This is a genomic window from Acinetobacter sp. C15 (assembly GCF_013420645.1).
In the GTDB taxonomy this organism is placed as follows: domain Bacteria; phylum Pseudomonadota; class Gammaproteobacteria; order Pseudomonadales; family Moraxellaceae; genus Acinetobacter; species Acinetobacter indicus.
This window is the reverse complement of sequence record NZ_VOXR01000001.1, coordinates 107373-132328: the sequence shown is the minus strand read 5'-3', so window position 1 is coordinate 132328 and position 24956 is coordinate 107373. Positions and strand designations below refer to the sequence as shown.

25 protein-coding genes are annotated in these 24956 nt (G+C 44.8%); 20 read left to right on the top strand and 5 right to left on the bottom strand.

The window, feature by feature from the left end:
• The first annotated feature begins 102 nt into the window (after window positions 1-102).
• From FTT63_RS00640 to pyrF, 13 genes are all read left to right on the top strand, one after another.
• The gene (locus tag FTT63_RS00640; protein ID WP_227554686.1) at window positions 103-474 is read left to right on the top strand and encodes a type II secretion system protein; all 372 of its coding nucleotides are present in this window, start codon (window positions 103-105) and stop codon (window positions 472-474) included.
• Window positions 471-1106: a type II secretion system minor pseudopilin GspJ gene (gene gspJ / locus FTT63_RS00635; RefSeq protein WP_104472233.1), complete on the top strand. Its 636-nt coding sequence runs from the start codon at window positions 471-473 to the stop codon at window positions 1104-1106. Before FTT63_RS00640 ends, gspJ begins: the two co-directional genes overlap by 4 nt.
• Window positions 1107-1126: 20 nt before the next feature.
• The gene (gene gspK, locus FTT63_RS00630; RefSeq protein ID WP_171457073.1) at window positions 1127-2086 is read left to right on the top strand and encodes a type II secretion system minor pseudopilin GspK; all 960 of its coding nucleotides are present in this window, start codon (window positions 1127-1129) and stop codon (window positions 2084-2086) included.
• Between the two features lie 148 nt (window positions 2087-2234).
• Entirely contained in the window at window positions 2235-2831 is a 597-nt protein-coding gene (locus FTT63_RS00625; protein ID WP_005177512.1) for a 6-carboxytetrahydropterin synthase, read from the top strand.
• Between the two features lie 41 nt (window positions 2832-2872).
• Entirely contained in the window at window positions 2873-3586 is a 714-nt protein-coding gene (ung, locus tag FTT63_RS00620) for a uracil-DNA glycosylase (RefSeq protein ID WP_005177514.1), read from the top strand.
• Window positions 3583-4707, top strand: coding sequence for an enoyl-CoA hydratase/isomerase family protein (locus FTT63_RS00615; protein ID WP_005177517.1), 1125 nt, complete (start codon window positions 3583-3585; stop codon window positions 4705-4707). The genes ung and FTT63_RS00615 overlap by 4 nt, the downstream gene beginning before the upstream one ends.
• Window positions 4708-4710: 3 nt before the next feature.
• Window positions 4711-5232, top strand: coding sequence for a tRNA adenosine(34) deaminase TadA (gene tadA, locus FTT63_RS00610; protein ID WP_127799402.1), 522 nt, complete (start codon window positions 4711-4713; stop codon window positions 5230-5232).
• A 57-nt stretch (window positions 5233-5289) separates the two neighbouring features.
• Window positions 5290-5721: an SRPBCC family protein gene (locus FTT63_RS00605; RefSeq protein ID WP_127801722.1), complete on the top strand. Its 432-nt coding sequence runs from the start codon at window positions 5290-5292 to the stop codon at window positions 5719-5721.
• A 27-nt stretch (window positions 5722-5748) separates the two neighbouring features.
• Window positions 5749-6432: a (d)CMP kinase gene (cmk, locus tag FTT63_RS00600; RefSeq protein ID WP_127799406.1), complete on the top strand. Its 684-nt coding sequence runs from the start codon at window positions 5749-5751 to the stop codon at window positions 6430-6432.
• A gap of 106 nt (window positions 6433-6538) precedes the next feature.
• Window positions 6539-8215, top strand: coding sequence for a 30S ribosomal protein S1 (rpsA, locus tag FTT63_RS00595; protein ID WP_005177527.1), 1677 nt, complete (start codon window positions 6539-6541; stop codon window positions 8213-8215).
• Between the two features lie 160 nt (window positions 8216-8375).
• A complete protein-coding gene (locus FTT63_RS00590; protein WP_005177533.1) occupies window positions 8376-8681 on the top strand; it encodes an integration host factor subunit beta in 306 nt (101 codons plus the stop codon).
• 25 nt (window positions 8682-8706) lie between these two features.
• Window positions 8707-9072: a lipopolysaccharide assembly protein LapA domain-containing protein gene (locus FTT63_RS00585; protein WP_005177535.1), complete on the top strand. Its 366-nt coding sequence runs from the start codon at window positions 8707-8709 to the stop codon at window positions 9070-9072.
• Window positions 9073-9317: 245 nt separating this feature from the next.
• Window positions 9318-9998, top strand: a complete 681-nt coding sequence (gene pyrF, locus FTT63_RS00580) for an orotidine-5'-phosphate decarboxylase (RefSeq protein WP_168407095.1) — start codon at window positions 9318-9320, stop codon at window positions 9996-9998.
• 70 nt (window positions 9999-10068) lie between these two features.
• On the opposite strand, the gene FTT63_RS00575 is transcribed toward pyrF, so the two are convergent.
• Together FTT63_RS00575 and FTT63_RS00570 are read right to left on the bottom strand one after the other, a co-directional pair.
• A complete protein-coding gene (locus tag FTT63_RS00575) occupies window positions 10069-10977 on the bottom strand; it encodes a lysine exporter LysO family protein (protein ID WP_180191873.1) in 909 nt (302 codons plus the stop codon).
• A 41-nt stretch (window positions 10978-11018) separates the two neighbouring features.
• Window positions 11019-12548, bottom strand: a complete 1530-nt coding sequence (locus FTT63_RS00570; protein ID WP_160241354.1) for an NAD(P)/FAD-dependent oxidoreductase — start codon at window positions 12546-12548, stop codon at window positions 11019-11021.
• A gap of 157 nt (window positions 12549-12705) precedes the next feature.
• Between FTT63_RS00570 and FTT63_RS00565 the strand changes: the two genes are divergently transcribed.
• The 5 genes from FTT63_RS00565 (at window position 12706) to FTT63_RS00545 (ending at window position 19811) form a co-directional block, all read left to right on the top strand.
• Window positions 12706-13713 (top strand): AraC family transcriptional regulator, encoded by a 1008-nt coding sequence (locus FTT63_RS00565; protein WP_168381361.1) that lies wholly within the window; start codon window positions 12706-12708, stop codon window positions 13711-13713.
• 83 nt (window positions 13714-13796) lie between these two features.
• Window positions 13797-14951, top strand: coding sequence for a cell division protein ZapE (gene zapE / locus FTT63_RS00560; RefSeq protein ID WP_005177549.1), 1155 nt, complete (start codon window positions 13797-13799; stop codon window positions 14949-14951).
• A 379-nt stretch (window positions 14952-15330) separates the two neighbouring features.
• Entirely contained in the window at window positions 15331-17496 is a 2166-nt protein-coding gene (locus FTT63_RS00555; RefSeq protein WP_005177554.1) for a malate synthase G, read from the top strand.
• A 135-nt stretch (window positions 17497-17631) separates the two neighbouring features.
• Window positions 17632-19074: an aldehyde dehydrogenase family protein gene (locus FTT63_RS00550; protein ID WP_180191872.1), complete on the top strand. Its 1443-nt coding sequence runs from the start codon at window positions 17632-17634 to the stop codon at window positions 19072-19074.
• A gap of 68 nt (window positions 19075-19142) precedes the next feature.
• The gene (locus FTT63_RS00545) at window positions 19143-19811 is read left to right on the top strand and encodes an SOS response-associated peptidase (protein WP_005177558.1); all 669 of its coding nucleotides are present in this window, start codon (window positions 19143-19145) and stop codon (window positions 19809-19811) included.
• A gap of 23 nt (window positions 19812-19834) precedes the next feature.
• Here the strand turns inward: FTT63_RS00545 and FTT63_RS00540 are convergent, their stop codons facing one another.
• Window positions 19835-20299, bottom strand: coding sequence for a MarR family winged helix-turn-helix transcriptional regulator (locus tag FTT63_RS00540; protein WP_005177561.1), 465 nt, complete (start codon window positions 20297-20299; stop codon window positions 19835-19837).
• 992 nt (window positions 20300-21291) lie between these two features.
• Here FTT63_RS00540 and FTT63_RS00535 point away from each other — a divergent pair.
• Window positions 21292-22812, top strand: coding sequence for a transporter associated domain-containing protein (locus FTT63_RS00535; RefSeq protein ID WP_005177562.1), 1521 nt, complete (start codon window positions 21292-21294; stop codon window positions 22810-22812).
• 98 nt (window positions 22813-22910) lie between these two features.
• Here the strand turns inward: FTT63_RS00535 and FTT63_RS00530 are convergent, their stop codons facing one another.
• Window positions 22911-23768 carry an alpha/beta fold hydrolase gene (locus FTT63_RS00530; protein ID WP_180191871.1) on the bottom strand — a complete coding sequence of 286 codons (858 nt, stop codon included), beginning with the start codon at window positions 23766-23768 and terminating at the stop codon, window positions 22911-22913.
• A 117-nt stretch (window positions 23769-23885) separates the two neighbouring features.
• On the opposite strand from FTT63_RS00530, the gene FTT63_RS00525 reads away from it, so the two are divergent.
• Entirely contained in the window at window positions 23886-24347 is a 462-nt protein-coding gene (locus tag FTT63_RS00525) for a hypothetical protein (protein WP_005177567.1), read from the top strand.
• A gap of 85 nt (window positions 24348-24432) precedes the next feature.
• On the opposite strand, the gene FTT63_RS00520 is transcribed toward FTT63_RS00525, so the two are convergent.
• Entirely contained in the window at window positions 24433-24678 is a 246-nt protein-coding gene (locus FTT63_RS00520) for a hypothetical protein (RefSeq protein WP_016658209.1), read from the bottom strand.
• Window positions 24679-24956 lie beyond the last annotated feature (278 nt).

Below are 24956 nucleotides of genomic sequence, written 5' to 3'. Positions count from 1 at the left end.
TCAGCGTTCTCGCCTGATCTGCAAAAACTAGACCGGCTTTCCAGCTGTTCAACATCCGCGTACCGATTACGAGCACATCCGCATCAGACCCGATTCAAACGTATTGCCGGTTTTACCTTATTAGAAGTGATGGTGGCACTGGCGATTTTCGCTACAGCTGCCATGGCACTGACCCAAGTGGCCATGCAATATACCCAGTCCACCTCTCATGCCATTTTAAGAACCAAAGCGCAGTTTGTGGCCTTAAACGAACAGGCTCTAATGGAAATCCAGCAGGACTGGCTGACGGGTACGCAATCAAAACAGGTCACCCAGCAAGATGAAAACTGGCAAATTGATAAAAGTGCACAGCCGACCATTAGCCCGAATGTGCAGCGGGTAGAAGTGCAGGTCAGCTTATTTAACCCCGATACCGGCCAGGTGGAAGCTGGCATCACCCATTTGGTGTTTTTTAATCATCGGGTGGCGCAATGATTAAGGCTAAACGCGGATTTACCCTGGTCGAACTGCTGGTGGCCATTGCCATCTTTGCGGTGCTGTCTGCCTTGGGTTGGAAAGTATTTGATTATCTGGTCAAGGTCAAAGACCGTAACCAGTGGCATGAACAGCAGTTAGAAGGATTGCAGGGTGCCTATCAGCAAATTTTACGTGATAGCATTCAGATTGTGCCGCTGACCGCCAACATCAATAATGATATTCAGCCAGCTTTGGTATTACAAAACGGCCGTTTTAATTTTAGCAAGACCGGTGTGACCGATCCTTTGCAGCAGGGCATTGCCCCCACTGAACGGATTGAATATCAGTACCGGGCCGACGAACAAAAACTGTATCGTCTGAAATATGCCAATTTGCATCAGTCCGGGCAGGATCAGCCGGTTTCCAGCGTGTTATTGGGCGATGTTAGCCAATTTCAGGTCAGTGTGCTGAATCCGCAGGAACTGAGTAACTGGCCAGACAGCAGTATTGACTTAAATGATGATCAACAAAAACGTAAACTGCCAAAAGGCATTAAAATAAATTTAACCGTACAAGATGTACAATATGAATGGATTTTTAGCCTGTTAAATACCGACTTCCTGAAATCAGACAATAAAACCACATCATAAGACAGGCAGTGAATGGGGCAATGAGACAGAACATAAAACAGCAACAGGGTATTGCGCTAATCACCATTTTAATGATGGTGGCATTGGCCACCATTTTGGCGGCGACCATTGCCAAACGTCAGGCCTATACAGCAGAAAGTACCGCTTATTTAATGCGGCAGAACCAGTCCTTGCTCTATGCCAAAAGTGCCGAAGCCTTCTTTGCTGAATTGCTCAAAGATGATGCTGAAAATGCTGCCGAGGTCGATCATCTGCAAGAGAACTGGGCCCAGCCAATGCCAGCTTTTCCTGTTGATGATGGTTTTGTGTCGGGTGTGTTGAGTGATGAATCGGGGAAATTCAATTTAAATGCCTTGCTGAATGACAATGGTGGTGTCAATGAAAATGCCAAACTATATTTTGAACGGCTGCTGGTGCGTGTTGGCTTGCCTGCCCAAATCAGTGAAGCGGTAATTGACTGGCAAGATGCCGATGATTTACCCATCGGGCCGATGGGTGCCGAGAGTAGCTATTATCAGGGCCTACCTAATGGTTATTTACCTTCAAATTCCCTGTTTTATAGTGTCGAAGAACTGAAACAGGTGCGCGGCTTTGAAGAGGGCCAATATCAGCTGTTACTGCCTTATGTCAGTGCTTTGCCGAACCGCAGTACCAGTATCAACATCAATACGGCACCGGCTTTGGTGCTGGCCAGTATTGATGACAAGCTGGATGTGAACCAGATTCAGCAGGTGCTGGAACAGCGTCAGGCCAATCTGGAGCATTTTGCCAATACGCAGGAACTGTGGGAGCTGGATGCCTTTAAACAGGTGGATGCCGCCCTGAAAGCTCAGGTCGGTGCTTTACTGGGGGTACAGTCCAATTACTTTAAGGCAAAAATTGAAGTGATGCTGAGTGAACGCAAACGCCAGTTTAGTAGTGATCTGGTGCGCGATAAAAAAACGGTTTATGTGGCCTATCGCAGCATGGCACCATTTTAAAACACAGCCTTTCAGCGCAATTTTCACTGTGCATAAAGCGAGATAGGTTTTAGCTATCAAGTTAAACAGCAAATTTAATGCTTTATTCCTTTAATTTTGCTTTATAATTAATAGTCGATTCACAAATAATCTGGCCTGATCGGGACACATGTTAATTCGTAAGTTATTTAAGTTTGAAAATGCTCATATTGTGCGTAACTGCACTTCAGACCGCTGTAAACGTTCAATACACGGCCATAGCTATAAAGTTGAGCTGTTACTTAAGGCAACGAAATTAGATCATGGTCAAATGGTCTATGATTTTGGCTTGCTAAAAGGTGTGATTAAAGAAATTTTTGATTCTTTCGATCATGCGATCTGTTTCTGGCAACAGGACAATCCGGATTATATTCAGGCCTGCCAAAACTTCAGTGCACGCTGGGTCTCTTTACCAGTATCGCCATCTGCCGAGCAGTTTTCCCGTATTTTCTTCTTTCTGGCGCAGCAGGTGCTGGCCTCAACCATCACCCAGAATGGTGAAGGTGATGTTGAAGTCTATTCGGTAATTGTGCATGAAACCGATACCGGTTATGCGCAAAGCTTTTTAGAAGATATTGAAAACGAACAAATGGGACGGCTTGCCCTGGATCAGATCGAGTTTTCAGCGCAGGTGCGCGCGGAATGGTCAGATCCCGAGATGTATGAAAAATTGAAACAGGGTATTAAATTCCAAAACCCAAGCGTAGATTTACAGGTTAAACTCTAATACACACATCCTGACATGGATATAAAGGATTTAATACAGGTATGTCTTTAACTGAACAGCAACACGCGAAACTGGAGAAGGTTCAGTTAGATGCGAGCTGGAAATATGCCCTGAGCGATTTTTTGCTGGGTGAGAAAATGGATGCCTTAAAAGCATTCCTACTCGAAGAAAAACAAGCCAATAAAGTGATTTATCCACCAAGTGGCTTAATTTTTAATGCACTAAATACCACGCCGCTAGAGCAGGTCAAAGTCGTTATTCTGGGCCAAGATCCTTATCATGGTCCGAATCAGGCACATGGCCTGAGCTTTTCTGTGCAGAGAGGGGTTGCATTACCGCCATCTTTACGTAATATTTTCCATGAGTTACATACCGACTTGGGGCTAGATATTCCCAAGCATGGCGATTTAACCCGTTGGGCGGAACAGGGTGTGCTGCTGTTAAACAGTGTCCTGACTGTTGAGGCTGCACAGCCAACATCGCATCAGAAGCGGGGCTGGGAAGAATTTACAGATCATGTGATTGATGTCCTAAATGAACAGCGTGAGCATATTGTGTTCATTTTATGGGGTGCCTATGCACAGCGTAAGGGACAACGCATTGATCCGAATAAACACTTAATCTTGAAAGCCGCACATCCGTCGCCGCTGGCGGCAAACCGTGGTGGTTTTTTTGGATGTAAAGTGTTTTCAAAAACAAATAATTACCTGAAACAACATGGCATTGAGCCTATAGACTGGCAGCTGGACGCATGACACAAACTCCCGTATTGAAACAGTATCATCCCGATTTAATTGTTGAAGAAGCACAAAATGGCTGGCGTATTGTTCGTTTGAACCGTCCAAAGTCGTTGCATGCACTGGATGAATCTATCGTGACTGCTTTACTGGAAGTCTTTCAGGACTTTCATACGGATGAGCAGGTGAAAGCCATTTGGCTCGATTCCACTACACCAAAAGCTTTCTGTGCCGGTGGCGATGTGCGCAAACTGCGTCAACTGGTGATTAATGACGAAGTTGAGGCAGCCAATAAATTCTTTGAACAGGAATATGCGCTGGATTTGTTGCTGCATAACTATGCCAAACCGGTTCTGGTCTGGGGTGAAGGTTATGTGATGGGCGGTGGTTTGGGTCTGTTTATGGCAGCGCCGTTCCGTCTGGTAACCCCGCATTCACGTCTGGCAATGCCGGAAATTAATATCGGTCTTTATCCAGATGTAGGTGCATCGCGCTTTCTGGCAGATCGGGGTGCTATTGGTTTGTTCACTGGTTTAACCGGTTCGATTATGACTGCCGCCGGCGCTTACGGAATTGGCTGGGCCACACATATCTGTGATGTCGCACGTGATGTGGTGTTGGACCGGATGATTAATATTGACTGGGATCATTATCCGGCCGGGGATTTCCGTGCTATTGATGATACCTTAAACAGTATGCACCGTCCGGTTGGACCGGGGCCATTACAGAATTCGTTGGATGTGATTCATAGCGTGTGTCGTGGTGTCAACTTTGAACATGACTATGAAGCAATTGTCGGTCTAAGTGATGCGCGTAGTGACTGGTTGCGTCAGGCCAGTGAAAACCTGCAAAAAGGTTCACTGACAACTGCAGCCCTAAGCTGGTTATTATGGCAATGGGGCAAACAGGTGCATTCATGGAATGAAGTGTTTGAACTGGAAACCCAGATTTCGGCCTGGAAAATCAATCATCCTGACTTTGTCGAGGGTGTGCGTGCCCGTCTGGTCGATAAGGATTTATCTCCAGAGTGGAAGCAGGGCGCTGATCGCAGCCTGAAAGGTATTCTGGCTGATGATCCACCGGTGACGTCAATTCAAAGCTGGAATGACCTGCTGAAACGTCATGGTGTTATCAGCTGATTTATGTCTGATGTAGAAGTTTATTCTGATGAATACTGGATGCAGCATGCTTTTGAGCAGGCTGCATTAGCGGCCTCGCAGGGAGAAATTCCTGTCGGGGCAATTTTAGTCAGTCGGAACCAGATTATTGGGTCAGGCTATAATGCGCCCATTTCCCTGAATGATCCTACTGCGCATGCTGAAATTCTGGCGATTCGTCAGGCCTGTAGCCACATTGCAAATTACCGTTTGCCGGAAGATACCACGCTCTATGTCACGCTAGAGCCGTGTACCATGTGTGTGGGTGCGCTGATTCATGCCCGGGTAAAACGGGTAGTATTTGGTACCACCGAGCCGAAAGCCGGTTCTCTGGTTAGTGCACGCCAATTGCTGGACAGTGGCTATTATAACCATCTGTTTGAGTTTGAATCGGGCTGTTTGCAAACCCAGTGTGCAGCCCAGTTGAGAGATTTTTTCAAGCTGCGTCGTGAGCAGAAAAGACAGCAAAAATTACAACAAAAGTCCTTAAATGATCAGAATCTTTAAAGCATTTTCCTCTACACTAAGCCGTGTACGTGATTGAATCCCTTTAGGAACAATAAAATGAACGCTATTCAAATTAAAAAAGAATTTAATGCGCCTGTAGCACAGGTATTTGAATTAATGTCGAAACATGCCACCTATAACACCGCTTTTGCACCTTTGCAGGTTAAGCGTGTCAAGGATTCCACTGATCCTGAACGCCCGGATGGTGTGGGTTCGGTGCGCCGGATGGGTTTTGGCCCGGTTAAGCCTTTGCAGGAGCAGATTACGGTGCTCGAGCCAAATCAGCGGATTGAATATAAAATTATTAAAAATCCGTTGGTGAAACATCATTTGGGCGTGATTGAATTTGAGCCTGTGGCAGAAGATAAAACCCTGGTGACCTATCGGATTGAGCTGCAGGCACGCGCGCCTTTTGTCAGTAAACTCATTCTTGCCCAGTTGAAAACTGCAATTAAAATCGGTTTAAGTAAACTGGCTAAATCTGTATAAAAATCTGTAAATATGTCTGGAAACGCAATGACAGTTCAAATTATTACCATTGATGGGCCAAGTGGCTCAGGTAAAGGTACGCTTGCCGCCAAACTGGCTGCACATTATCAATTTCACTTGCTGGATTCAGGCGCGCTGTATCGTCTGCTTGGGCTGTCATTGCATAAGGCAGATTTGCTGGAAAGTCTGAGTAACGAACTAAGCAAATGCATCGAAATTGCAACAAATTTAGACATCAAATTTCAGAGCACAGCAACCGGCACTCAGGTCATGCTGGATGGCGAAGATGTTAGCCAGACCATCCGTACCGAACGTGTCGGAGAATATGCTTCAAAAGTAGCAGCAATTCCGGAACTTAGAACGGCATTGTTGGCCCGTCAGCGTGCTTTTGCCCAGGCGCCGGGGCTGGTAGCCGATGGTCGTGACATGGCCACCTCCATTTTTCCTGAAGCACAAGCCAAAATTTATCTGACTGCATCGGCAGAGTCGCGCGCGCAAAGACGTGTAAAACAGTTGCAGGGTATGGGGCTGGATGCTAAAATGAACGACATTTTAGCTAATATCGAAGCTCGCGACAAACGAGATATGGAGCGCGAAGTTGCTCCACTCAAGCCAGCGGTTGATGCTTACATCATTGACAGTTCAGATTTGAACATCGATGAAGTCTTTCAACTGATGACACGTTATGTCGATCGGCAGTTAGCAAACTAAATTTATTCAGCGAATGCATAGCTTGATCAGTTTTATACGGACTATGTAAACGCTTAACTAAACCGGCCTTGTCTGATCCAAGACCGCTGACTTTATCGGAAATATCATGACCGAATCTTTTGCAGCCCTCTTTGAAGAAAGCGAATTAAACCTCAACGTTGAAAAGGGTGCTGTCATCCAAGGCGTTGTAGTAAGCATCGACTCTGATTGGGTAACAGTTGACACTGGCCTTAAATCTGAAGGTATTGTTGACCGTGCTGAATTCTTAAATGAACAACGTGAACTTGAAGTTCAAGTTGGTGATACTGTTGATGTTGTTGTTGAAGCTCTCGACAACGGTATGGGTCAAACAGTTTTATCACGTGAAAAAGCGAAACGTGCTGAAACTTGGACTAAACTTGAAAAAATCTTTGAAGACGGCGAAATCGTTACTGGTGTTATCTCTGGTAAAGTTAAAGGCGGTTTCACTGTTGACATCGGTCCAGTTCGTGCGTTCTTACCAGGTTCTTTGGTAGACACTCGTCCTATCCGTGACACCACTCACCTTGAAGGTAAAGAGTTAGAATTCAAAGTTATCAAGCTTGACGCTAAACGTAACAACGTTGTTGTTTCTCGTCGTGCTGTTATGGAAGCTGAATCTTCAGCTGACCGTGAAGCGCTTCTTGCTCAGCTTGAAGAAGGTCAAACAGTTACAGGTACGATCAAGAACCTTACTGATTACGGCGCGTTCGTTGACCTTGGCGGTATCGATGGTCTTCTTCACATCACTGACATGGCTTGGAAACGTATCAAGCACCCATCAGAAGTTGTTGAAGTTGGTCAAGAAGTTACTGTTAAAGTACTTAAGTTTGACAAAGAACGTAACCGCGTATCTTTAGGCCTGAAACAATTAGGCGAAGATCCATGGTTAGCGATCATGAGCCGTTATCCTAAAGGTTCTATCGTTAAAGCTCGCGTAACTAACTTAACTGACTACGGTTGCTTCGCTGAAATCGCTGAAGGCGTTGAAGGCTTAGTACACGTTTCAGAAATGGACCACACCAACAAAAACATCCACCCATCTAAAGTTGTTCAGATTGGTGACGAAGTTGACGTTATGGTTCTTGAAGTTGATGAAGAGCGTCGTCGTATTTCTCTTGGTATCAAACAAACTCGTGCTAACCCATGGGAAGAGTTTGCTAAGAACCACGACAAAGGTGAAAAAGTTTCAGGTACAATCAAGTCAATCACTGACTTCGGTATCTTCATCGGTTTACCAGGCGGTATCGATGGTCTAGTTCACTTGTCTGACATCTCTTGGAACGAACAAGGCGAAGAAGCGATTCGTCGTTACAAGAAAGGTGACACTGTTGAAGCGGTTATCCTGTCTGTAGACGCTGAAGGCAACCGTATCAGCCTTGGTATCAAGCAATTGAACAGCGATCCATTCAACGATTTCTTGGCTGCTAACGAACGCGGTGCGCTGGTTAAAGGTACTGTAACTGCAGTTGACGCGAAAGGCGCGACTGTTAAGTTAGCTGACGAAGTTGAAGCAACTCTGAAAGCATCTGAAATCAACCGTGATCGCGTTGAAGATGCAACTAAGTTCTTAGAAGTTGGTCAAGAAGTTGAAGCGAAAATCATCAACGTTGACCGTAAGTCTCGCTCTATCAACTTGTCTATCAAAGCGAAAGACGAAGCTGAAGAGAAAGAAGCAGTAGCTAACTTACGTCAAGCAACAGCTTCTCAAGACAATGGTCCTAAGACTATTGGTGATCTGATCAAAGCTCAGATGAACCACTAAGTAGCCGTGGAAAAGTATGATTAATGTAATTTAACTCTTACTTTTTACACAAATACTGTAAACGGTAGCGTAGTATTAACTTATTGCGCTACCGTTTTGTATTTAAACAGGTTATTATCGGTTTTAAGTTAAAGTAGCTTGATAATTAAAGAGGTCGCAGATGACTACTGAAGCACTTAATAAGTCTGACTTAATAGAGCGAATTTCCCTAAAAAATCCACATTTAGCGGAACCTTTAGTTGAAGAAGCTGTTAAGATTATGATTGATCAAATGATTGAATCACTGTCTGCAGATAACCGAATTGAAATTCGTGGATTTGGTAGCTTTGCATTACATCATCGTGAGCCACGTGTAGGTCGTAACCCGAAAACGGGCAAGTCAGTTAAAGTGGCGGCAAAAGCGGTACCTCATTTCAAACCAGGTAAAGCATTGCGCGATGCAGTGAACGCATCTGCAGAGAAATAATTAATTTATATCCTGAGGTGTGTTTATGCGTTACGTCTTAGTCGCATTATTGATTGTACTGTTTGGCTATTCATTGGCTCTGGTTTTACAAAACGGGACCGAGCTGTCGGTTGACCTTTTGTTCACTCAAGTTCCAGCCATGCGTTTGGGGTTGTTGTTATTACTGACCCTGGCATTGGGTGTTGTTGTTGGACTTTTACTGGGTGTGCAGATTTTCCGCGTATTCCAGACCAGCTGGGAAATCAAGCGACTGCGTAAAGATATTGACCATCTGCGCAAAGAGCAAATTCATACGGCACAGTTGGCAGCGGCTGAGGCAGCTGCAAATACGCGCCATGAAAAAACGGTAGTCGATATTCATCCGAATGATCGTTCATCTACACCTTTATAGTGGACGCTTGAATAAAGTTGAATGGCTTTTTTGAGGTCTGCAACTTGAAATATTTAACGCTTAAGAGCTGATCTCCTAAGCGTTTTTTTATGCAGCCATGTTTTGAAACGCTTAGTTTGTTCTATAAGGTTTTATAAATAAGCAGCTTAATTTAACTGCTTTGCTTATATTCAATAAAATTCACTTGGTTGCCAGATTTGAAATTCGTATAATGCTTTAATTTTGTCAGTTTTAAGGGTCTTCTCATGAGTATTATCGTTGCTTTAGATGCAAAAAGTCATTACGACGCAATGACAATTGCCGAGCAGCTAGACCCAGCCTTATGTCGGGTTAAGGTCGGTAAAGAGCTGTTTACCCATGAAGGGCCAGCAGTGGTCAAAGCACTGCAAGATAAAGGCTTTGAAGTTTTTCTGGATTTGAAATTCCACGATATTCCTAATACCACGGCTCAGGCTGTATGTGCGGCAGCAGACTTAGGGGTGTGGATGGTGAATGTGCATGCCTCTGGCGGCCGAAAAATGATGGAAACCTGTGTAGAGCGCTTAAAAGCAGGGAATTACAATACCCAGCTTATTGCGGTGACTGTTCTGACCTCAATGGGTCGTGAAGATTTACGTGATATCGGTTTAGATATTGAGCCATTTGAACAGGTGAAGCGTTTAGCTGCCTTAACCAAAGACAGTGGTTTAGATGGTGTGGTTTGTTCAGCGCAAGAAGCCAAGATGCTGCGTGACAGCTTGGGTCAGGAGTTTGCTCTGGTAACGCCGGGGATTCGCCCTGAAGGTTCAGCTGCAGATGACCAGAAGCGTATCGTCACGCCTAAACAGGCGATGATGGATGGTTCAACACATCTGGTGATTGGTCGCCCAATTACCAAGGCGGAACATCCTCGTCAAATGCTTAAAGATATTCTAGCGACGTTGTAATCTCCCTAAACCCCCCTTTTCCAAAGGGGGGACTCCTCCCTTTGTAAAGGGAGGTTGGAAGAGGTTAAATCTAAATCACTGCCAGAATACTGACCACGATAGGTGCCAATACTGACAACACAAAACCACTGACCATGGCATGCGGAATAAAGTCATTGCCACAGGCCTGTTTCACCATTGGTAAGGTCACATCCATCGCTGTAGCGCCGGCAGAAGAAATGGCCGCACGCGGATAACGCCAACCCATCAGATACATCAGCACAATCGCAAAGATTTCGCGGAATAAATCATTCATCAGGGCAATACTGCCCAGTTCAGCTGTACGCAGTTCACTAATTACAATCCCGCTCATGGAATAAAAGCCATAGCCTTGCGACAGCATGATCAGATCTTTTAGGGAAATGTGTGATAGCCAGAATAAGCAGAACAGCGCCCCTAAAATCGAGCCAACAATACAGCCCACTGGCACCAGCAGGATGTTCCAGTTTAACCAGGAGTGGTCAAGTGGTGCACGTGCGAGATCAAAACCAATCATTAGCATAAAGACCAGTAATAAATGCCAGGTACTAATATGTAAATTGAGCTGCCAATATTCACTGCCCAGATAAAGCAGATAACCAGCGGATAAAGCAATGAAGGCATAACTGATATTGAGTAAGGATTGTAGTACCAGACTGAAGGATACGCGTCCTTGGCTGGGCTGAAAACCGGCCCATTTAAACAGGCCATAACAGCAGGCGAAAGCGCCGAGACTGGTGCTAAATGAAATCAGCATTGCGCTGGTTAAAATACGTTCCGGTTGAGGGATTTGGTTTAAAGTCTGGGCAAATTCAAGTGAAATGGCGATGAGGAGAATATAGCTAAAATAAGGTAACAGTTTTAGCATAAGCTGTTGCAGCCAGCGGGGAAACCGGGCTGCAAAGGCATAGCCGAGATAGAGACAAAATAGTAGCTGGAAAATAAGCCAAAAGGATTGCATCTATACTCGCCTAAAATCAATTCCTGCTTATTATGCCTGAATTAGCTGGCCAGCTGTTGTTTTGCACGTTTATTCAGTAAGCGATAATCGGCCGGATTCACTTTCTGGGTTTTTAACCAGTATTTCCAGGTATAGGTCGGCCAGAGGGCAAAGTTTTTACCGCCATCTTGCTGATACCAGCTGACACAACCGGATTGCCAGATGGTCCCGGCCAGCATCTCCTGAACATAACGGTTATAGTCATCATGAACCTGATCTTTAATAACTATAGCATCGGTCTGGGTACGTTCGACCAGCTTGATCATCTGCAAAATATAGTCAACCTGTGCCTCAATCATAAACACTACGGAATTATGCGCCAGCACGGTATTGGGGCCTAGCAGCTGGAACAGGTTGGGAAAGCCTTTGGTGCAAATGCCATAATAACTTTCGGCGCCATCTTTCCAGGCCTGTTTCAGCTCCACGCCATGTTCACCGACACAATCAAACGATTTCAGATAAATGCGCGGATCGGTAATAAAACCGGTGCCATAAATCAGACAATCAATTGGGCGTTCTTTGCCATCTTTGGTGATGATGCTGTGTTCAGTCAGCTCCTGAATGGCATCAGTCACCAGTTCGACATTGGTGCGATTAAAGGTCGGATAATATTTATTGGAGACCAGAATACGTTTACAACCCATAATGTAGTCGGGAATCAGCTTGGCGGCGATGCGTTTGTCCTTGACCTGATATTTTAAAAAGGCTTCGGCCAGTTTCTGGGTATATTTCATTACCCCTGGTTTTACAATCGGCACCACGCGGGATTCATTGGACCAGTACAGGCGGGCGCGGTGCAGTTTTCTAAACCAGTCAAACTTTTTAAACAGCTTTTTTTCAAGCTGGCTATAGAGTCGTTCATCGCGTGGAATCACCCAGGCGGCGGTACGCTGAAACACATACAGCTGTCTGGTTTGTGGGGCAATTTCCGGAATATATTGAATGGCACTGCCGCCAGTACCAATTGAGGCGACATTTTTACCGTTTAAGTCGTATTGATGATCCCACTGCGATGAATGAAAGACCTTGCCTTTAAATTTTTCGATCCCCGGAATATGTGGAATTTGCGGCACATGCAAGGGTCCGGAGGCAAATACCACGTATTGGGCAATTAGCTTGCGCTGCTGATTGAGCTGTAAATGCCATTCGCAGTCCTGTTCCTGATAATGCGCAGACAGGACTTCAGTCTGAAACTGGCAATAATCTCTGAGCTGGAACTGATCGGTCAGGCCCTGAATATAGGCAAAAATCTCTGGCGCTTCGGCATAGCGTTTTGACCAGTCGGTTTTGGGCGCAAATGACAGGGAATACATATGCGATTGCACATCACAGGCCGCACCCGGATACTGGTTTTCCCGCCAGGTACCACCAACCTCATTGGCTTTTTCCAGAATAATAAAATCGGTGATCTGTTGCTGCAGTAGGCGAATGGCCATCGCCAAGCCACCAAAACCGGCACCAATAATGGCAATTTTAGTTTTTTGAACGGCATGATTTGTAGAAAAATCATGATTTGACAATGCATCATGCATAGTTGTATATCCTTTTCTTTTTATTTCTATGATTAGCATATAAGCGGGTCAGTGCAGATGCCATGATAGCACTGACAGAAAAATTGATATTTTCGGCAATTTAAAAATAGTGAATGATATAGTAAAACAGATATACAGACGTGACTCAAGCGCCCCTATGAAACGATCCATTCTCGGTCTCATGTACTTAATTCAAGGTATGCGAAATGCCGGAATTGATGTGGATGAGCGTTTGCAAAGTATCGGGCTGCATGCAGATGCACTGGATGCCAGTTCGGTGATTCATCCGCGACTGGAACTGGATATTCTGAAGATTATTGGCGCCGGGGTGCGACCTGAGCAGGGTATTTTTATTGGCCAGCATTATGCACTGGCCGGTTATGGTCCCTTGCTGATGTTACTGGTGACCTCTGACACTATTGCGACCGCGATTGAAAAAGGCATTCAGTATCAGGGGCTGACTCATCTGACCGGGCAGCTAAAGCTGAAACATGAAGCAGATCGGGTGGCGCTGCAATATCTGCCGAATGATCTGGATAGCGATTTGGGTATGCTGCGGGCGCAATGTGAAATTTCCGGGACTTTCAAGTTTATTCAGGATCTTTACAAGATGATGAGCCTGAATGTGCCGCAAATCCGTATTGAACTGCCATTTGCACGTCCAGATCAGGCACAGGCCCTGGTGGCTTATCATGACTATTATGGTCATGACTTGTGTTTTGGCCATGACCATGCAGCGTTCTGGTTCGAGCAGTCGGTGCTGGAAGTGAAAATTCCATCCGCCGATTCAATTACCTTTAAGACCTTTGAAGAAAAGTGTATTCAAGAGCTGCAGCGCTTAAAACTGGAAGATCAGGCACCGACCTTGGTGCAGCGGGTCAAAGATTATCTGGAATTGCAGCAGGGCGTGATGCCGACCATGGCCGAAACCGCGCAGGCCTTACAGATTCCAGAGCGCACCTTGCGTCATCAGTTACAGCAGCTGAACACCAGTTATAAACAGATTCGTGAAGATTTAATTAAAGACAAGGCATTGAGATTAATTGAATATCAAGCTTATTCAATTGAAATGATTGCAGAGTTACTGGGTTATTCAGAACCTGCGGCCTTTAATCATGCCTTTAAACGCTGGTTTGGACAAAGTCCGCGCCAGTATGGGAAATAGCCTAAGCATTTTAAACCCAAAGTGGTATATTGTGCGGCGGTTATCTTCGTTATCATTTATTAACCCCAAAAGTACTGAATAATATGTCTGACTTCAACTCATCCCACAACACAGCATATACTCCATTGTCTCCGGCAGAACGCTATGCACAGGCGTTGGCGTCGGGGCAGTTCATGCCAGATGAAGCACAGGCCGAAGCGGTACACGAGCTGGATCGGGTGTGGCAAGAGTTAATTCAGCGTTATAAAGCCTCGAAAAAGGCCTTTCGCCGTTTTCGTCGTCAGACATCTCCGCGCGGTGTGTATATGTGGGGTGGGGTTGGACGCGGTAAAACCTGGCTGATGGACCAGTTCTATGAATCAATTCCGTTTCGCCGCAAAATCCGTATGCACTTCCATCACTTTATGCAGCATGTGCATCGTGAACTGAACAAACTGTCAGGGCAGCGTAACCCGCTCGATACAGTGGCTGACCAGATTTATAAAGATGCGGTGATCATCTGTTTTGATGAATTCTTTGTATCTAACGTGACCGATGCCATGATTCTCAGCGACCTGTTCCAGAAGCTGTTTAATCGCGGTATTACTTTGGTGGCCACCTCAAACATCGCGCCAGATGGCTTGTATAAAAATGGTATTCACCGTGACCGCTTTATTCCAACCATTGAAATGGTGAAAAAGAACTGTGCCATTTTAAATGTCGATGCAGGAGTGGATTACCGTTTACGCGTGTTAAAACAGGCGCAACTGTTTAAATCACCGCTGACGCATGACCATAATGTCTGGATGGCGCAGCGTTTTGATGCACTGACTCATACCCAAACCCATTCGGATGAGCCCATTACCATCAACAACCGTTTAATTGAAACGGTGGCGCATACTGAAGATGTGTTGTGGTGTGAATTCTCGGAAATGTGCCTGAAACCGCGTAGCCCAGCTGACTATATTGAAATTGCCAACCTGTACAATACCGTGCTGGTCAGTAATGTGCCGCATTTAACCGATTATCTGGCCGATGGTACACGCCGTTTTATTTATCTGGTCGATGAGTTTTATGATCGTGGTGTAAAACTGCTATTAACCTCTGAAGATTCGATTATTGAACTTTACCAAGGTGAAAAACTGGCCTTTGAAATTGAACGGACGCGTTCACGTTTGCTGGAAATGCAGTCCGATGATTATTTACATGCAGCGCATCGTCAGATTTCGGCTGCGGGTGCATCGACTGAAGCATCTTAATACTGAATTCGACATATTTAAAAAGCGTCCAACCGGGCGCTTTTTTTGTAGCAAAAAATCTTTGCTGCTTTTATCGACATTTTGTTCAATTCATGGCTTAATCTTGACTAATAATAAAACCCGGAAGGGCTGAAGTGCCGAATTTTCTTTACAATTCTGAACTTAAGTCTAATTTCGACATTTCAAAAACTTTATACACTGTAGGTTATATATTTCGCTTAATGATAATGTCACATCCTAAGATTATTTTATTTTTAAATAGCAATATTTATTTAATAAAAAATGATCACTATTTAGCAATGTGATAATACTATTCAGCCAAATATAAATCGGTATACTAGAATCTCTTGTATAAAAAGTAGCAATATCAGGAAAGACAATGACTGCACGTATTCAAAAAGGCAAGTTAGCGATTGCTAAAGAACTTTACGATTTCATCGAAAATGAAGCATTACCAGGTTCTGGTTTAGACAGTGACACCTACTGGAAAAACTTTGAGCAAGTCGTTGTCGACCTTACGCCTAAGAACAAGGCATTGCTTGCCAAACGTGATGATCTGCAAGCGAAGATTGACGAATGGCATCGCAATAACACATTTGAACTAGAAGCTTACAAAGCTTTCTTGTCTGAAATTGGCTACTTATTACCAGAAGTAGAAGATTTTCAAATTACGACTGAAAATGTAGATGAAGAAATTGCATTACTGGCAGGCCCACAGCTGGTTGTCCCTGTACGTAATGCGCGTTACTGCCTGAACGCAGCCAATGCACGCTGGGGTTCTCTATACGACGCACTATACGGCTTTGACGTAATCTCTGAAGAAGATGGCGCAGAAAAAGGCAAAGGCTATAACCCGAAACGTGGTGAGAAAGTTATCGCATTCGCGAAAAACTTCCTGGATGAAACTTTCCCGTTGGCGCAAGGTTCACATGCAGATGCAACAAAATATGCGGTTGAAGGCAATGCACTGGTTGTTAGCCTGAAAGATGGCTCAACTACGACTGTTGCAGATGCTGCTAAATTTGTCGGTTATAACGGCGAAGCGGCTGCACCAACTGAAGTTGTGCTGAAAAATAACGGCCTGCACGTCATCATCCAGATTGATGCCAACAGCCCAATTGGCCAAACTGATGCTGCTGGTGTTAAAGACGTAGTTCTTGAAGCTGCAGTAACAACAATCCAAGACTTGGAAGACTCTGTTGCAGCGGTTGATGCTGAAGAAAAAGTAGAAGGCTACCGTAACTGGTTAGGCCTGATGAAAGGTACACTGGAAGAGTCGATTGAGAAAAATGGTAAAACCATTACCCGTAAACTCAATGCTGACCGTACCTTCAAAAATGTTGAAGGCGGTGAAACCAAGGTTCATGGCCGTTCATTGATGCTGCTTCGTAACGTAGGTCACTTGATGACCAACCCGGCGATTCTGGTCGATGGTGAAGAAATTTATGAAGGCATCATGGATGCATTGGTAACACCTCTGCTTACTGTGGCTGACATCCGTGGTGAAAACACGATCAAGAACTCGCGTAAAGGTTCAATGTACATCGTGAAGCCAAAAATGCATGGTCCAGAAGAAGTGGCATTTGCAGTTGAACTATTCGAGCGTGCTGAACAGGCGCTGGGCTTACCTGCGAAGACTTTAAAAATTGGTATCATGGATGAAGAACGTCGTACTTCTGTGAACCTGAAGAACTGTATTGCACAGGCGAAAGACCGTACCATCTTCATTAACACAGGTTTCATGGACCGTACTGGTGACGAAATCCATACCTTCATGGAAGCGGGTCCATTCGTTCGTAAAGGCGAAATCAAAGGCCAAAAATGGTTCCCGGCGTACGAAAACCGTAACGTGATGGTCGGTCTGCAAACCGGTTTACGTGGTAAAGCACAGATTGGTAAAGGCATGTGGCCTAAACCAGACATGCTGCTAGACATGTACAAAACCAAGACTGAACATCCAGAAGCGGGCGCAAGCTGTGCATGGGTTCCATCACCAACAGGTGCAGTGGTTCACGCGATTCACTACCATCAAATTAATGTCGCGAACCGTCAGCAGGAACTGCTTGCGACTGAAGCGCTGCCATTAGATGACCTGTTAACGCCACCACTGGCAACAGACACCAACTGGTCTGACGAAGAGAAACTGAAAGAGCTTGAAAATAACTGTCAGGGTATCCTAGGTTATGTGGTTCGTTGGGTTGACCTGGGTGTGGGCTGTTCGAAAGTTCCAGACATCAACGATGTTGGCCTTATGGAAGACCGCGCAACTTTACGTATTTCTTCTCAGCACGTTGCTAACTGGTTACGTCACGGTATCGTCACGCGTGCACAGGTTGAAGAAGTGATGCAACGTATGGCGAAAATTGTGGATGAGCAAAATGCCAACGATCCACTGTACACACCAATGGCAGCAGACTTTGCCAACAACGTTGCATTCCAGGCAGCGTCTGACCTGATCTTTAAAGGTGGCGAGCAGCCAGCAGGTTATACCGAGCCGCTATTGCACGCAGCACGTTTAAAATTAAAAGGCTATACAGGTGACTAATCCTGAATTTGCCTGATCTAAAAAAGCCTTCTTCGGAAGGCTTTTTTTATGGCAATAATTACACACCGAATAGCACTAGAACTTTCTGTGCAGACCTTTTAGAGTGAGGGAAATCATCAAAATCTGGAAGATGTTATGGGCGCGTATCAATTTCTTGATCAACAGTTTATTGCCGGTGAATGGATCAAGGGCACTTCAACCCGAATCCTGGACAATCTGAATCCTTATACCGAAGAAAGCATTTTAAAATTACAAGGTGCCAGTATTGTCGATGTCGACAGTGCCTATGCGGCGGCTTTGGAGTATGCCGCAAAGTGGGCAGACAGTTCAGCCGAAGCACGAAAAAATCTGCTGCTGCGCGTAATTGAGATTATTCAGGCGCGTCGGGAGGAAATTATCGACTGGCTGATTCAGGAATCGGGCAGCACCCGCTTAAAAGCCAATATTGAAGTCGATGCTGCAATAGGCATTTTAAAAGAAAGCTCGACTTTCCCGGAGCGTATGTTAAGCCAACAGTTGCCATCTCCCGATCCAACCCGTCAAAGCTATGCGGTACGTAAACCGCTGGGCGTGGTGGCGGTAATTAGCCCGTGGAATTTTCCTTTTCATTTAAGTATGCGTTCGGTGGCTGCAGCACTGGCGCTAGGCAATACCGTGGTGCTGAAACCGGCCAGTGATACGCCAATTACCGGTGGCTTGCTGCTGGCTAAACTGTTTGAAGAAGCCGGTGCTCCGATGGGCAGCCTTAGTGTGCTGGCAGGTGCAGGTAGTGAAATCGGCGATTATTTTGTTGAACATGAAGTGCCGAAACTGATTTCCTTTACCGGTTCTACCGAAGTGGGCAAGCGCGTAGGGCAATTGGCAGTGGGCAGTCCGAATTTAAAACGGCTGGCGCTGGAGCTGGGCGGAAACGCACCTTTGGTGGTGCTGGATGATGCCGATCTGGACTTGGCGGTAGAACTGGCGGTGATGGGGCGCTTTTTGCATCAGGGGCAGATTTGCATGAGTACCAACCGCATTATTGTTGATGCAAAAGTGCATGACAGTTTTGTCGGTAAACTGGTTGAACGCAGTAAAAGCATTCCTTTTGGTGATCCGAATGAAGATACTACAGTGATTGGCCCAATTATTAACCGCGATCAGGTGCAGAAGATTCAGCATATTATCCAGCAAGGACAAGAGGCTGGCGCGACGCTGGTACTGCAAGGTGCCACGCGCGGTCATGTGATTCCACCGCATATTTTTATTGATGTTGACCCGGCGTCGAGTCTGGCGCAAGAAGAAAGTTTTGGGCCGGTACTGCCGGTGATTAAAGCGCAAAATGAAGCTGAAGCACTGATGCTGGCCAATGCCACACGTTTTGGCTTATCCAGTGCAGTCTGTAGCGCCAATATTGAACGTGCCAAAGCCTTTGCCTTAAAAATTGACGCTGGGATGACGCATATCAATGCCATTACCGTGGCGGATTATCCGAATGCGCCTTTTGGTGGCGAGAAAAATTCCGGTCTGGGGCGTTTTAATGGTCAATGGGTCTTAGAAGAGTTTTGTCGCACCCACTGGTTAACGCTACCTAGTTAAAGCGTAGGCGCAACTTAACCGCCTGAAGGCGTATAATAGAGCTGTCTAAACTGAGCAGCCATATTTCAATGTGTGCCAACTTTAAACCGCTTACGCCACAACAGCGACAGGATTTAAATCTCCCGGATATTCCTTTTGAATATGAAGATGAGGTCTATCCGGGTTATCACTTGCCTTTACTGTTCAAATCTGAACAGGGACTGGAATGGCGTAAGGTGATGTTTGGTCTGGTGCCGAAGTGGGCGGAAGATAAGAGTATTGCCCATAAAACCTATAATGCCCGTAATGAAACCCTGTTACAGAAACCCAGCTTTCAGGAAGCGGTGCTGAAACGCAAGTTTGGGGTCATTCCGGTAACGGAGTTTTATGAATCCAAATATATTGACAATAAACCGCAGCGCTGGGGCGTGCGCCGTAAAGATGGGCAGGCGTTTTATATTGCGGCTTTATATGAAATTTGCAAAATTCAGGATGAGATTATTCGTTCCTGCACCATGATTACCATGGACGCGATCGACCACCCAATGATGAAAGACTTTCATGAGCCGGGCAATGTCAAACGTTCGGTGATTGTGATTCCACATGCACGTTTACAAGAATGGCTTGGCCAAACTCAGCCGGATATTCAGCGTTTTGTCGAAGGTTTTCCGGTTGAAGAATTTGAATGCTCGCATGTACCAAAAATAAAAATCGAAAAAGTTAGCCCCCAACTGAACTTTTTCGATTCTTTGTCATAAACAGTGTACAGAATGCTGGATGATTAACGCGATAAGTTATTAAAAATATGACGCAAACTGTCCATCATTTTTTCAATCTGTAGCGGGGTTAAACCTTCAAAGGACTGTTCCAGTACCACACCGGTCAGGTCATTGATTTTTTCGGTCATGGCATGGCCCTGATCGGTCAGAATAACCCGGGTGATGCGCGCATCATCTTCACAGGAGTAGGTCTCCACCAGGCCTTCTTCTTTCAGGCGATAGACAATTTTGGTGGTGGTCGACATCTTTGATACCACCATGTCTGACAGGTCGGAAACGCTGGCATTCGGTTTGGCTTTTAGCGCAATCAGAATGCGGCGGCGTGAGTTATCCAGACCATATTTCTTGAGTGCATGATCGACATTTAACACATATTGAGCATGGACTTGGGTTACCCAGTAATAAGGAAACTGCTCAATATTGAAGTCTTCAGTAGAAGGCAGAAATTTGGAATATTTCTTGGTCATTTAGTTATTCCTTGCATTTTTAATTGTATTTGTGTGAAATCCCATCACATTTTATTTGAAATGTCATATGCTTAGCAAGTCGTTTTAATCGTATTCGTCAATAAAAGGCTCAGTCAAAGCGTTTTTATCGGGAGATCAGCTGGCTTAGACTGGGATAGTTAGGGAGAGATCATCCCTATTTTAGTCCTGATAAATGGTCACAATCTTCTGTGTAAACTTCAGTATTTCATCTTAAAGATGCGTATTTTTAAAGTGGTTTAGATGAGTAATGAGGATGAAGGTTTTATCCAGCAATCATTCAGCCTAAAACACCCCAAAGTCTTGTCTCCTAAAAAAACAACCATTTTCACTTGATCTTAATTGGCTGTTTTTTCTGCTTGAAATAGCAACTGATAGAGCGTGACACCTCTCTCGCGCAGTACTTTGATAAACGTATATTTGTTGCATTGTCATATATTTTTATTCGTTATTTTTTGCATGAAAATGATCATGATGATGATGTTAAGAGTGAAGCATTGAGGTTAGGGACTTGCTTATCTTTCTTCAGGATTTACTTTCAAACCGTTTAAGTAAAAGTAACAAATTGAAAACTGGGCTACATTTATCTCAATACTAGAAATTTGAGTCTTTTAGATAGAAAAATAATATCTTGGAATTTATTTTTTAATAAAATAATAAAAATCATATATTTATATTTAAGTTGTGAAATCTAGCCCCGATTTTTGCTCTGATTGCAGTCATTTATCTCTCTTTGGAAGTTTTAATAAAACCTGAAATTTAATTACAAACTTGTACTTTTTTTAAGCAGAAAACTTGGCTTAATTTAACCAATACAGGAATTTACCAAAAAAATTCCGAAAAAATGATTACAAAAATAGAAGATTATGCATAATATTTTTATCTACAGTTGAAAAGGTTAAATTTATGGATCCGTCGCCGGGCCCAGGTCTACATTTCGAATTACACGCTAACCCTATCGGAGAGATGAACTAATGGAGTTTTTATTAGATCCGGGAATTTGGGTTGGTTTAATAACACTTATTATTTTAGAAATTGTTCTAGGTATTGATAACCTAGTCTTTATTGCCATTCTGGCAGAAAAATTACCTCCTGAGCAGCGTGATAAAGCCCGTGTGATTGGCTTGTCTTTGGCTTTGCTCATGCGTTTGGGGTTATTATTCGCAATCTCTTGGTTAGTCACCTTGACTCAACCGCTTATTTCGATATTTGATTTAACATTCTCAGGGCGGGATCTGATTCTCCTGTTCGGTGGTTTGTTCTTGGTCTATAAGGCCGTGACCGAATTGCACGAGAAGATGGAAGGCAAGCCGGAAGTTAAAGTGACCACCAATGTGGTTTATGCCAGCTTCACCGCAGTGGTTGCCCAGATCGTAATCCTGGATGCCGTATTCTCTTTAGACTCTGTTATTACCGCAATTGGTATGGTCGACAACATCTATGTGATGATGGCCGCCATGATTGTAGCAATGGCGGTCATGTTACTGGCGTCTAAACCGCTAACAGCCTTTGTTAACCGTCATCCAACCGTGGTAATCTTGTGTTTAAGCTTCCTGCTGTTGATTGGTATCAGCCTGATTGCAGAAGGTTTTGGTTTCCACATTCCGAAAGGTTATATCTATTCAGGTATTGGTGTAGCCATTGCCATTGAAGCCTTTAACCAGTTTGGGCAGCGTAATGCGGCAAAACATGAAGCGAAAATTCCGCTGCGTCACCGTACTGCAGATTCGATTCTGAAGTTAATGGGCGGCCGTATTGAAACTACGGACATGCATTCAAGTGAAGCACAAGAAACCTTTGCGCATGAAGAGCGTTATATGATTGGCGGCGTATTAACGCTGGCAGAACGTTCGGTTGCGTCGATTATGACGCCGCGTAACCAGATTTCCTGGGTGAACATTGAAGATACACCAGAACAGATTCGTGAGCAGGTATTGTCGGTACCGCACAGTTTATTCCCGGTGTGTCGTGGTAGCCTTGACAAAGTCATCAGTATTGTTCGTGCCAAAGAGCTACTGGATGTGCTAGATGATGAAGAAGCCTTTAAGGCGCTGGTGAAACGTCACCGTCCAATTTACATTTTTGAAAAAATGAAAGTCATTGATGCGATCAATACTTTGCGTACTTCAAAAGGTTCATTGGTATTGGTGAGTGACGAGTTTGGTAATGTGCAAGGTCTGATTTCGCCGCTGGATGTGTTTGAAGCGATTGCCGGTGAGTTCCCGGATGCCGATGAACAGCCAGATTTAATCCGTGTTAACGAGACCACCTGGAAAGCGACCGGTATGCTGGACGTTTATCAGCTTGAGCTGGAACTGGGTATGCTGGATCTGGTGGAAGAAGATGCAGGCTATATTAGTGTTGCCGGCTTAATCTTGGATAAAACCCAGGGCGATGTACAAGTCGGTACGCATCTGGACTATCAGGGTGTACACTTTGAAGTCACCGAGCTGGAAGGTAATCGCATTAAAACCGTGATGATTACCTACGCTTAATTGCCAAAAGTTGGTAAATCAAAAAAGCCTCACTGATGTGGGGCTTTTTCATGTCTGGTATTTATCTAAAGTTCATTTTTCTCAAGAGCGTTACAGTTTTAGATACGCAGTTCAGCTGCAATCACCGGCCACAGGTTCTGGTGAGAGCGTTTAAACATCAGCATATGACCAATTGCCTTGTGGTCATACTGCTGCGGTTTTAGCTCAATCATTCGGGTAGCAGCATTAGGATAGAGGCGCAGTAAATCTTTGACGTTGGCTTCAGTGGCAATTTCGTCATCGGAACTCCAGAGTACGCTCATCGGGCTACGGATGTCAGCATGAAAATCTTCAAATACGCTTTTGCCAATGGCATTGATTACATAACCGGGTTTGCCACAAAACTCTGCCCATTGCCGGGCCACATTTTTCGGTAAATTTTCGCCCATACCAATGGCCTGGGTTGGGCCATATCCATGGGTAATGCGGGCGATCGGGAAAATGACCTGAAACATTAGTGGCGCCAGTAGTTTGGTGCGTCCTTTAAGGCCTTTGACATGGCCGGTCGAACCCGATACCGCTACAACTTTGGCCACCTTGGCATGGTTGGGGCAAATCCCCAGCAGCTGGCCGCCAGCACTATGTCCCAATAAAATCACCTGTTCGGCCTGGCTCAGTTGCAATACATGCTCGATACCGGCTGCAATGTCCAGTTGGCCCCAATCGACAATACTGGCTTGTGAGTGCTTTAATTTCCCTTGTAAAGAGCCGCCAATACCGCGAAAATCAAAACTGAGCACGTCATAACCTTGCTGGCTTAACCACTCGGCAAAAGGATGATAAAACCCTTGCGTGATGCCAGTCGCGGGACAAATTAGGACAGGGTAAGGCTGCTTTTTAGCCTGATGGGTGTAGAAGCGCCCACTCAGCTGATAGCCATCTGCGCAGGTAATATGGACGGGGTCAAACGAAGTCATAGGATGAACATTAAAAAAAGTGAATGACTCTAATGTAAAGGAGTTTGCTGTGAATGCAGTTGCAATCTCTGACTTCGGGGTCATGCAGTAAGGCAATTCAAATAAGGACAAAACGAAATGAATGCAATGGATCTTGATGTTGCGGTAAAAGGAGCGATTCTGGCCAGCGGTATATTTTTATGGGTGGGCATGCTGACCGGAGTGTGGAAATACTGGCAGATTCGGCATTCACCACAGGCGCGTGCTCATTATTATGTCGATATTGCGCATCGTAGCAGTTTGCTCTATGCGCCGGCCAGTCTGATTCTGGCAGCCATGGCTTATTTTTCGGTATGGTCCACCGAACTGAATTTGCTACTGGTGGCAATTAACCTGTTTTTCTTTGCTTTTTCAATCTTGAGTTATGCATTGCATGGTTATTTAAAGGACACCACCAATCAGTTTAAAACTCCGCATCAGTTGGGCAAATGGCATCTGCCGAAAAGCTTAATGAGTCTGGCGATGTTGCTGCTGGTACTGGGTGAGGTACTGGCCACCTTGCTACTGGTGGTGGGTGCGGGATTATATTTATGGGCTTAAGGGTGTGTTGCCAAGCAGTATAAAAAGCTATTTTTCTGATTCTGAGCAGATGGATGAAGGCTCATCCATCTGGGTCGGTTAAAAATTAAGAGTTGTGCTGATCAATGGGAGCCGGCTGTCGATATTTTTCATCGACCACAGCCCAAATATAGAAGGCGATACAGACGATTAGTGCGTAGATAAAGTATGCGGGTTTCAGGTTACCCTGAATCAATCCTTGAAAGACCAGCGTCAGCAGCAGCGCAAAGGTGGTGCTGAGGAAAGTCACTAAATTGTTATTTGCCTTCAGAGCGTTAATGAAGACTTGCTTATTGAAATGTAATGATAACATCTCCATCCCTCCTGTATTTTGATCAAAAACAGACTATTTTGATCGGATTAGTTTGTTTAGTTGTACTGCGAATTGCAGTGTATTTCAAGCGCCTATCGCAATATTTTGAAAGAACATAGTGTGTATAAATAAATGCTCAAATTCAGTTCATTTATTTACGGAATATTAGGGCATCACTGTAAAGAAGTGAGTAAAGATGTAGCATTATTTATGCCAGCTTAACAATAGGGCAGCTATTAGGCTTTGGTAGAAGGTATGCAAAAAGAGGGTAAAGAGCA

Excerpts from the sequence above, each read along its gene's own strand:
- gspJ (WP_104472233.1), top strand. The coding sequence starts at position 471 with ATGATTAAGGCTAAACGCGGATTTACCCTGGTCGAACTGCTGGTGGCC.
- gspK (WP_171457073.1), top strand. The coding sequence starts at position 1,127 with ATGAGACAGAACATAAAACAGCAACAGGGTATTGCGCTAATCACCATT.
- FTT63_RS00625 (WP_005177512.1), top strand. The coding sequence starts at position 2,235 with ATGTTAATTCGTAAGTTATTTAAGTTTGAAAATGCTCATATTGTGCGT.
- ung (WP_005177514.1), top strand. The coding sequence starts at position 2,873 with ATGTCTTTAACTGAACAGCAACACGCGAAACTGGAGAAGGTTCAGTTA.
- FTT63_RS00615 (WP_005177517.1), top strand. The coding sequence starts at position 3,583 with ATGACACAAACTCCCGTATTGAAACAGTATCATCCCGATTTAATTGTT.
- tadA (WP_127799402.1), top strand. The coding sequence starts at position 4,711 with ATGTCTGATGTAGAAGTTTATTCTGATGAATACTGGATGCAGCATGCT.
- FTT63_RS00605 (WP_127801722.1), top strand. The coding sequence starts at position 5,290 with ATGAACGCTATTCAAATTAAAAAAGAATTTAATGCGCCTGTAGCACAG.
- cmk (WP_127799406.1), top strand. The coding sequence starts at position 5,749 with ATGACAGTTCAAATTATTACCATTGATGGGCCAAGTGGCTCAGGTAAA.
- rpsA (WP_005177527.1), top strand. The coding sequence starts at position 6,539 with ATGACCGAATCTTTTGCAGCCCTCTTTGAAGAAAGCGAATTAAACCTC.
- FTT63_RS00590 (WP_005177533.1), top strand. The coding sequence starts at position 8,376 with ATGACTACTGAAGCACTTAATAAGTCTGACTTAATAGAGCGAATTTCC.
- FTT63_RS00585 (WP_005177535.1), top strand. The coding sequence starts at position 8,707 with ATGCGTTACGTCTTAGTCGCATTATTGATTGTACTGTTTGGCTATTCA.
- pyrF (WP_168407095.1), top strand. The coding sequence starts at position 9,318 with ATGAGTATTATCGTTGCTTTAGATGCAAAAAGTCATTACGACGCAATG.
- FTT63_RS00575 (WP_180191873.1), bottom strand. The coding sequence starts at position 10,977 with ATGCAATCCTTTTGGCTTATTTTCCAGCTACTATTTTGTCTCTATCTC.
- FTT63_RS00570 (WP_160241354.1), bottom strand. The coding sequence starts at position 12,548 with ATGCATGATGCATTGTCAAATCATGATTTTTCTACAAATCATGCCGTT.
- FTT63_RS00565 (WP_168381361.1), top strand. The coding sequence starts at position 12,706 with ATGAAACGATCCATTCTCGGTCTCATGTACTTAATTCAAGGTATGCGA.
- zapE (WP_005177549.1), top strand. The coding sequence starts at position 13,797 with ATGTCTGACTTCAACTCATCCCACAACACAGCATATACTCCATTGTCT.
- FTT63_RS00555 (WP_005177554.1), top strand. The coding sequence starts at position 15,331 with ATGACTGCACGTATTCAAAAAGGCAAGTTAGCGATTGCTAAAGAACTT.
- FTT63_RS00550 (WP_180191872.1), top strand. The coding sequence starts at position 17,632 with ATGGGCGCGTATCAATTTCTTGATCAACAGTTTATTGCCGGTGAATGG.
- FTT63_RS00545 (WP_005177558.1), top strand. The coding sequence starts at position 19,143 with ATGTGTGCCAACTTTAAACCGCTTACGCCACAACAGCGACAGGATTTA.
- FTT63_RS00540 (WP_005177561.1), bottom strand. The coding sequence starts at position 20,299 with ATGACCAAGAAATATTCCAAATTTCTGCCTTCTACTGAAGACTTCAAT.
- FTT63_RS00535 (WP_005177562.1), top strand. The coding sequence starts at position 21,292 with ATGGAGTTTTTATTAGATCCGGGAATTTGGGTTGGTTTAATAACACTT.
- FTT63_RS00530 (WP_180191871.1), bottom strand. The coding sequence starts at position 23,768 with ATGACTTCGTTTGACCCCGTCCATATTACCTGCGCAGATGGCTATCAG.
- FTT63_RS00525 (WP_005177567.1), top strand. The coding sequence starts at position 23,886 with ATGAATGCAATGGATCTTGATGTTGCGGTAAAAGGAGCGATTCTGGCC.
- FTT63_RS00520 (WP_016658209.1), bottom strand. The coding sequence starts at position 24,678 with ATGTTATCATTACATTTCAATAAGCAAGTCTTCATTAACGCTCTGAAG.